Below are 7737 nucleotides of genomic sequence, written 5' to 3'. Positions count from 1 at the left end.
GCTGCTGGTGAGCCTGACCAGCCTCGCCGCCGGCGCGGCGCCCGCCGCCGCGGCGCCCGGGCGCACCGTCCCGGTGCCCTGCGCCGGCGCGCTGTGGGGTACCTGTGACACCCGGGCCACGGACAACGGCTACCAGTACCGCTACCACGACGGAGTGCTGGAGCGCGTCGGGATCCCGACCGGATCGGGGGCCCGGCGGAGCGCGGCCTGCGGCCAGGATTGTCCGGACGACCCGGCGGCCGTCTGTGACCTGCTGACCGCGGTCGGGCCGGATCCGGCGATGGACGCGCAGGCGCGGGCCCAGTACGACCAGGCGGTAGCGGGCTGCTTCAACTACCTGCTGCCCGCCGGCGCGGTGCCGATCGCCCAGGTGCAGGCCGCGCTCGCCAACTACCTGCGCGAGAAACTCCTGCCGAAGCCGTCGATCGTCATCGCGCCGTCCGGCCGCAGCTTCGCGAACCTGGCCACGATCCTCTACACCCCCGTGCCCGACTCGTTCACGTTCAACGTCGACCAGCCGGTCGTGGCGACCATCAGCGCCGTTCCCCGCTATCACTGGGAGTGCGGTGACGGCGAGACCGGCCCGGATGCTCCCGGCCGGCCCTACGACCCGGCGATCTCACCGCGCGATCATCCCGAGGCCTATGTGGCGCACGGCTACGCCCGGCCGGGCCGGTACCAGGTGACCCTCGCGGTGACCTGGGACGGCACGTTCACCGTCCCCGGGGTCGCGCAGGCATTCCCGATCGACGCGGTGACCCTCGCCGCCGCGCGGGGCATCGTCGTCGACGAGGCCGCCGGCATGCTGGTCCACAACGATTGACGCCACCGCGGGACCGACACCACCGCGGAGAAACGGGGCCGCGGCGCGGCGGCTCAGCCGCGGTGGGCGGGACGAGCGGGCCAGGGTGCGTCGGGTGGGCGCAGACCGGCGTAGTTCTCGCCGCGCGCCCGGGCCGTGGCCAGCAGCCCGATGACCGCCATCGCGTTGGTGATCTCACCGCGCAGGACCCGTTCGACAGCGTCGGTGAAGTCGATACGCGCGAGACCCATCTCGGCCTCCTCGTGCACCGGCACGTACCGCTCGGCAGCCGGGATCTCGTGCAGCCCGCGGGCCAGGAAAAGGCGGTAGGCCTCGTCGGTCATCCCCGGCGAGGCCCACACATCAACCAGCAGATCGTAGCGGTCGGCGCGCAGCCCGGCCTCCTCGGCCAGCTCCCGCGCGGCGGCCGAGGACGCCGGCTCGCCCGGCACGTCGAGAATGCCGGCGGGCAGCTCCCACAGCGGACCACCGACGGGATGACGATACTGATGGACCATCACCACCCGATCGGCCTCGTCGAGGGCGACCACCCCCACGGCGCCGGGATGCACCACCACATCACGCTGCGAGATGTCGCCATCCGGCATCCGCACCTGATCGCGGCGGACAGAGATGACCCTCCCCTGGTAGGCCAGGGTGCTCTCGGTGACCTCGTACCGGTGCGGGGTCGCCGTCACGGGGACACCAGCGCGGCGGTGCCGTTGGAGCTGACGCTCGGACGGGACGCGCTCGCGCCCCGGCGGATACTCCCGCCGGATCGACCGGCCGTGACGCCGCGGGTCTGCGCGGCGCCGTTCTCCGGAGTGGGAGCGTCCTCGCCCGGCAGGTCCACCGGCAGCACCCCGCGGCGGCGGTCCGCATGCGCGACCGCCGCGGCGACGAGACCCCGGAACAGTGGATGGGCCCGGGTCGGCCGGGACCGGAACTCCGGATGTGCCTGGGTGCCGACGTAGTACGGGTGCACGTCGGCGGGCAGCTCGACCACCTCGACCAGGCGGCCGTCCGGCGACGCCCCGGAGAAGACCAGCCCGGCGGCGGCCAGCCGGTGCCGATAGTCGTTGTTCACCTCGTACCGGTGCCGGTGGCGCTCGGCGACCTCGGCGGCGCCGTACTCACGCCGGGCGAGCGTGCCGGGCGCCAGCACGCACGAGTACAGGCCCAGTCGCATTGTGCCGCCCATGTCCCGGGTGCCGGCCACCACCTCGTGCTGGTCAGCCATCGTGGAGATCACCGGGTGGGGGGTCTCGGGGGCGAACTCGGTGGAGTTCGCCGCCTCCAGGCCGGCGAGACTGCGGGCCGCCTCGATGACCATGCACTGCAGGCCGAGGCAGATACCGAGGGTCGGAATGCCGTTCTCGCGGGCGTGCCGCAGCGCGGTGAGCTTGCCCTCGATGCCCCGCACCCCGAAACCACCGGGAACGATGATCCCGTCGACCCCGTCAAGCAGGGTGGCCGTCACGTCCGGGGAAGAGCACTCGTCCGAGGTGACCCACCGCAGGTCCACCCGAGTGTCGGTGGCGAAGGCGCCGGCGCGCAGGGCCTCGGTCACCGAGAGGTAGGCGTCGGGGAGGTCCACGTACTTGCCGACGATCGCGATCGTCGCCGTGTTGGCCGGGTGGTGCACCCGCCGCAGCAACGTGTCCCATTCCGTCCAGTCGACGTCGCGGAAGGACAGCCCGAGCCGACGCACCACGTAGGCGTCGAGACCCTCGCGGTGCAGCACCCGGGGAATGTCGTAGATGGAGCTCGCGTCCGGCGCCCCGACGACGGCCTCGTCGTCGACGTCGCACATCATCGCGATCTTCTTCTTGAGTGAATCGGGCAGCGGCCGGTCGGACCGGCAGACCACGGCGTCGGGCTGCAGGCCGATGCTGCGCAACGCCGCGACCGAATGCTGGGTCGGCTTGGTCTTCAGCTCTCCGGAGGGGGCGAGGTAGGGGACCAGGCTCACGTGCACCGTCAGGGCGTTGTCCCGACCGACCTCGTGGCGTACCTGACGGATCGCCTCCAGGTAGGGCAGCGATTCGATGTCCCCGACGGTCCCGCCGACCTCGGTGATCACCACGTCGACGGAGTCACCGGCCAGCTGCCGGATCCGGTTCTTGATCTCGTCGGTGATGTGCGGGACGACCTGGACGGTCTGGCCCAGATAGCCGCCGCGGCGTTCCCTGGCGATAACGGCCGAGTAGACCTGGCCCGTCGTCACGTTGGCGCTGCCGTCGAGGTCGACGTCGAGGAACCGCTCGTAGTGGCCGATGTCGAGGTCGGTCTCGGCCCCGTCGTCGGTCACGAACACCTCACCGTGCTGGAACGGGTTCATCGTCCCCGGGTCCACGTTGAGGTAGGGGTCGAGCTTCTGCATCGTGACGCGGAGTCCACGAGCCTTGAGGAGTCGACCGAGGCTCGACGCGGTCAGTCCCTTGCCGAGACTGGACGCGACCCCGCCGGTGACGAAGATGTGTTTGGTGATATGCGCCTGACCCACCCGAAGCTCCCGTGGTTACGCCGCCGGTCCGGCCCCGGCGCCTCCACGGGACTTCACGGTAACAGCTCCCCCGCACGACGCCTCCAGCGCAATGCGGGGACTCTGCCATAAGGGTGAGTCAGGGCCCTCGGTTATCACCTTCGGTGACTCCCTGGACCACCGCAGGATGCCCGGCCTCCCCGACCGCGGTGGCACTACGGCAGCGCCTTGTCGGCCGCCGCGGCGGCGAGCAGCTCCTCGGCGTGCCCACGGGCCAGCGAGCTCTCCTCCTGGCCGGCAAGCATCCGGGAGAGTTCCCGCACCCGGCCGGCGTCGTCGAGCGTGACGACCCCACTGCGGGTGACCGATCCGTCGTCGGCCTTGTGGACCACCAGATGACGGTCCGCAAAGGCGGCGACCTGCGGCAGATGGGTGATACAGATCACTTGATGAGTGCGGGCGAGACGGGCGAGGCGCCGGCCGATCTCCACCGCGGCCCGACCGCCGACCCCGGCGTCCACCTCGTCGAAGACCATGGTCGAACCGGTGTCGGCGGCGGCGAGGACGACCTCGATCGCGAGCATAACCCGGGACAGCTCACCGCCCGACGCGCCTTTCTGGACCGGCCGCGGCGGCGCCCCGGGATGCGGGATCAGCCGCAGCTCCACGTCGTCGACGCCGAACGGTCCAAACGCGACGACCCGCAGGCCGACCGGCAGACCGGCCGGATCGTCGCGCTGCGACACGGCGGCCTCCACCCGGGCCCGGGGCATCGCGAGCCCGGCGAGCTCGGCGGCGACCGCCGCACCGAACCGGGCCGCCGCCTTGGTCCGGGCGTCGCTGACCTCCTCGGCGAGCCGGGCCAGCTCGGCGGTCAGGCTGTCCCGCCGGACGGTGAGCGCCTCGACGCTGTCCCCGGCGCCGTCGAGTTCCAGCAGCCGGCGCCCAGCCTGGTCCGCCCAGGCCAGCACGCCGTCGATGCCGGTACCGTGCGCCCGGGTCAGGCTGGTGAGGGCGGCCTTACGCGCCTGGGCGTCGGCGAGGCGCACCGGGTCGGCATCGATGCCCTCCGCGTAGGAGGCGAGGTCCGCGGCGACGTCGGTGAGTAGCATCCCCACCTCCGTGAGCCGCACGCCGAGAGCGGCGAGCTCGGCGTCGAGGGCGGACTCGCCGGCGATGATCCGCTGGGCCGCGGCCACCAGATCGACCGCACCGGGCTCGTCCGACCCGGTGGCCGGATCGCTCATCAGCGCGGCGTGCGCGGTCCGCGCCGCCCGCACCAGGGTCTCCGCATGCTCCAACCTGATCAGCTCGGCGTCGAGGATGACGTCCTCACCAGGGCCGGGGGCGACCCGTTCCACCTCGTCCAGGCCGAGGCGCAGCAGCTCCGCCTCCTGCTCGCGTTCACGCACCCGGTCGGTGATCTCGGCAAGCCGCCGACTGACCCGGGTCAGCTCCCGGTACACACCGCCGTAGCGGGCCAACGGCCCGGCGACGGCGGAACCGGCGAACCGGTCCAACGCGTCACGCTGGGTGGACGGCTTGAGCAGGCGCTGTGCCTCGGACTGGCCGTGCACGGCGATCAGCTCCTCGGCGATCTCGGCGAGGACACTCGCCGGGACCGAGCGGCCCGCGACCTGCGCCCGGGACCGGCCCTCCGCGGTCAGGGTCCGACCGACGACGAGGACAGCGCCGCCCGGATCCTCGTCGAGGTCGCCGCCGACTTCGCGGACCCGGGCCGCGACAGCCGACTCGGCACCGATGACGAGCCGACCCTCGACGAAGGCGCGATCGACCCCCGGCCGGACCAGACCGTAATCCGCCCGCCCGCCGGTGAGCAGCTCCAGCCCCTGGACAATCATGGTCTTGCCGGCTCCGGTCTCGCCGCTCACCACGGTGAGGCCGGGAGCAAGGTCGAGGGCGGCGTCGTCGATGACCCCGAGGCCGCGGATGCGAATCTCCTCGAGCACGCCCCGAACTCTAGCGTCACCAGAACGGAGGCCGATATCGCAGAGGCGGAAGATCCGCCACCGCTGCCGCCGCGTCGCGGCGAAGCCCCCCGACGATCATCCCAGGAAGCTCGCCGAAGGCGAGCTAACGGAAACCCCGAACGGCGCCCTAGGCCAGGGGTCCCCGCGTCGCGGCGAAGTCGCTACGCGGGGGAGGCACGTTGGTTGCGTCCTCGCCAGCCTTCCACCGGAAGGCCAAACTTGGCGACGAGACGATCAGTGAACGGCAGCGGATGCACCACGGCGAGCCGCACCGGTTGGCGGCCGCGGACCACCTCGACCCGCGACTCGGGGGGCACCTCGACGAACCGCCGGCCGTCACAGTAGAGGACCGCGGGCACCGGCGGCAGGATCTCCACGGCGACCGCGGAGGCCGGCGCCAGCACGAGCGGCCGGGCGAACAGCGCGTGCGCGCTGATCGGGGCGACCAGCAGGGCCTCGACGCCCGGCCACATCACCGGACCACCGGCCGAGAAGGCGTAGGCGGTGGATCCGGTGGGCGTCGAACAGATCACCCCGTCGCATCCCCACCGGGACAGCGGACGCCCGTCAATCTCCAGCACGCATTCCAGCATCCGAGCGCGCTCGGCCTTCTCCAGGGACATCTCGTTGAGCGCCCAGCCGGTATAGGTGACCTCGCCACGCCGCCGGACCGTGACGTCGACCGTCATGCGTTCCTCGACCGTGTAGTCCTTGCGGACGACGTGCTCGATGGTGGATTCCAGCGCGTCGGGTTCAGCCTCGGCGAGGAACCCGACGTGCCCGAGGTTCACGCCCAGCAGCGGGGCGTCAGCGGTGCGGGCCAGCTCCGCGCCGCGCAGCAGGCTGCCGTCGCCGCCGAGGACCAGCACCAGTTCCACCCCGACGGCCGCGTCGGCGTCGTGCGGCACGATGTTGGCGGCGGTCAGGTCGAGCATCTCCGCCTCGGCCCGCAGCACTCGCGGCGACACCCCGGCTGCGGCCAGGCCCTCGATGACCCAATGGGCGCTCTCCCGGACCACCGAGCGGCGGGGATGGGTGACAACGAGGATCTCCCGCGTCATGCCCGACGCCCCGATCCCGCGGGGCCGGCGGCGATCGCCCCGGCCAGGACGTCCGCGTCGAGCGGTGGGGCCCCGGCGACCAGCCACAGCAGGTACTCGACATTGCCCGCCGGGCCGGGCAGCGGACTCGCCGTGACACCACGCACGCCGAGATCTAGCATGGCTGCGGACGTGGCCACGTCGCGGACCGCCTCGGCGTGCAACGCGGTGTCGCGCACCACCCCGCCTGGCCCGAGCCGCTCCCGGCCGACCTCGAACTGGGGCTTCACCAGCAGCACGAAATCGGCGTCTGGGACCGCGCAGGCGCGCAGCGCGGGCAGCACCAGGGCCAGCGAGATGAACGACAGGTCCCCGACGACCAGGTCGACGCGGTCACCGATCTCGGCGGGCGTCAGGTTCCGGGCGTTGGTGCGGTCGAGCACGCAGACCCGGGGATCGCAGCGCAGCCGCCACAGCAACTGCCCGTAGCCGACGTCCACGGCCACGACGGAGGCCGCCCCGTACCGCAGCAGCACGTCGGTGAAGCCGCCGGTGGAGGCACCGACGTCCAGGCACCGTCGACCGGCCACGACCAGCGTGGGGCCGGTGGAACGCGGGATTTCGACACCCGGCCCCGGTTCCGGTGCGGGGACCCCGAAGGCCTCGAAGGCACCGAGAAGTTTGTGCGCGCCGCGGGAGGCGTAGCCGGGATCGTCCCCCTTCGTCACCGCGATGGAGGTGGATCCGTCGACCACCGTGGCGGCCTTCGTGGCAGGAATGCCGCCGACCAGCACCCGACCCGCGGTGATCGCCGCAACGGCCTGCTCCCGGGACCGGGCGAGACCACGACGGACAAGTTCGCTGTCCAGACGCGTCCGGCGGGACATCGTGACCCCGGAGCGACTCACCGCACCGGCCGGATCATGCCCGGCCCGGGCCGCGGCCCTCCCGTGGGACGCGCCCCGGAACGCGCCGGAACGGGCACGCCCGGCCCGGCCGCGCCCCCAGCGCCCTTGACGTGGTCAGCGCCCTTAACCTGGTCAGCGCTCCCATCCAGGTCCGCCAGTGCCCCGGCCAACCGGCGGTTTATCTCCTCGAAGACCTCGACATGCGCGGCCGTCGGTAGGGCGTCGAGCATGTCCAGCCGGCCAAGGACGTCGCGAACCTCGGCGGGCAGATTCTCGGTGTTCACGTTGTCAGCCTCCCGCACTCACGGCCGCTGACGCGACGGACCCTGGCGGCGTGCGTCATGCGACGAATCTCATGTCCTGTCCACTCCTCGTCCGGCCGGATCCGCCCTCGGCCGGCCCGGGACCTCACCCCGGGTCCGTCAGGACCACCGGAGATCGGCTCGCAACCGGTGTAAACTCGCCCACCACGCGGGTCGTCCCGCCCGGAACACCTACTCCCACGCTAGGG

The 7737-nt window shown here is 72.4% G+C and carries 7 protein-coding genes; 1 reads left to right on the top strand and 6 read right to left on the bottom strand.

What is annotated here, in order from left to right; genetic code table 11:
• Position 1 precedes the first annotated feature (1 nt).
• On the top strand, positions 2 to 823 hold the full coding sequence (locus AC08OQ_RS15420) for a PKD domain-containing protein (RefSeq protein WP_476605563.1): 822 nt from the start codon (positions 2 to 4) through the stop codon (positions 821 to 823).
• A 53-nt stretch (positions 824 to 876) separates the two neighbouring features.
• Here the strand turns inward: AC08OQ_RS15420 and AC08OQ_RS15415 are convergent, their stop codons facing one another.
• The 6 genes from AC08OQ_RS15415 to AC08OQ_RS15390 form a co-directional block, all read right to left on the bottom strand.
• On the bottom strand, positions 877 to 1500 hold the full coding sequence (locus tag AC08OQ_RS15415) for an NUDIX domain-containing protein (RefSeq protein ID WP_462188285.1): 624 nt from the start codon (positions 1498 to 1500) through the stop codon (positions 877 to 879).
• Positions 1497 to 3308, bottom strand: coding sequence for a CTP synthase (locus AC08OQ_RS15410; protein WP_476601658.1), 1812 nt, complete (start codon positions 3306 to 3308; stop codon positions 1497 to 1499). Before AC08OQ_RS15410 ends, AC08OQ_RS15415 begins: the two co-directional genes overlap by 4 nt.
• Positions 3309 to 3502: 194 nt before the next feature.
• Positions 3503 to 5257: a DNA repair protein RecN gene (recN, locus tag AC08OQ_RS15405; protein ID WP_476601657.1), complete on the bottom strand. Its 1755-nt coding sequence runs from the start codon at positions 5255 to 5257 to the stop codon at positions 3503 to 3505.
• A gap of 182 nt (positions 5258 to 5439) precedes the next feature.
• On the bottom strand, positions 5440 to 6339 hold the full coding sequence (locus AC08OQ_RS15400) for an NAD kinase (RefSeq protein WP_476601656.1): 900 nt from the start codon (positions 6337 to 6339) through the stop codon (positions 5440 to 5442).
• Entirely contained in the window at positions 6336 to 7205 is an 870-nt protein-coding gene (locus tag AC08OQ_RS15395) for a TlyA family RNA methyltransferase (protein WP_476601660.1), read from the bottom strand. Before AC08OQ_RS15395 ends, AC08OQ_RS15400 begins: the two co-directional genes overlap by 4 nt.
• A 17-nt stretch (positions 7206 to 7222) precedes the next feature.
• Complete coding sequence (locus AC08OQ_RS15390) at positions 7223 to 7510, bottom strand: hypothetical protein (protein ID WP_476601655.1); 288 nt, start codon at positions 7508 to 7510, stop codon at positions 7223 to 7225.
• Positions 7511 to 7737 lie beyond the last annotated feature (227 nt).

It is taken from the genome of Frankia sp. CcCS3 (assembly GCF_977927575.1).
This window is presented reverse-complemented; position numbering and strand designations above follow the sequence as displayed.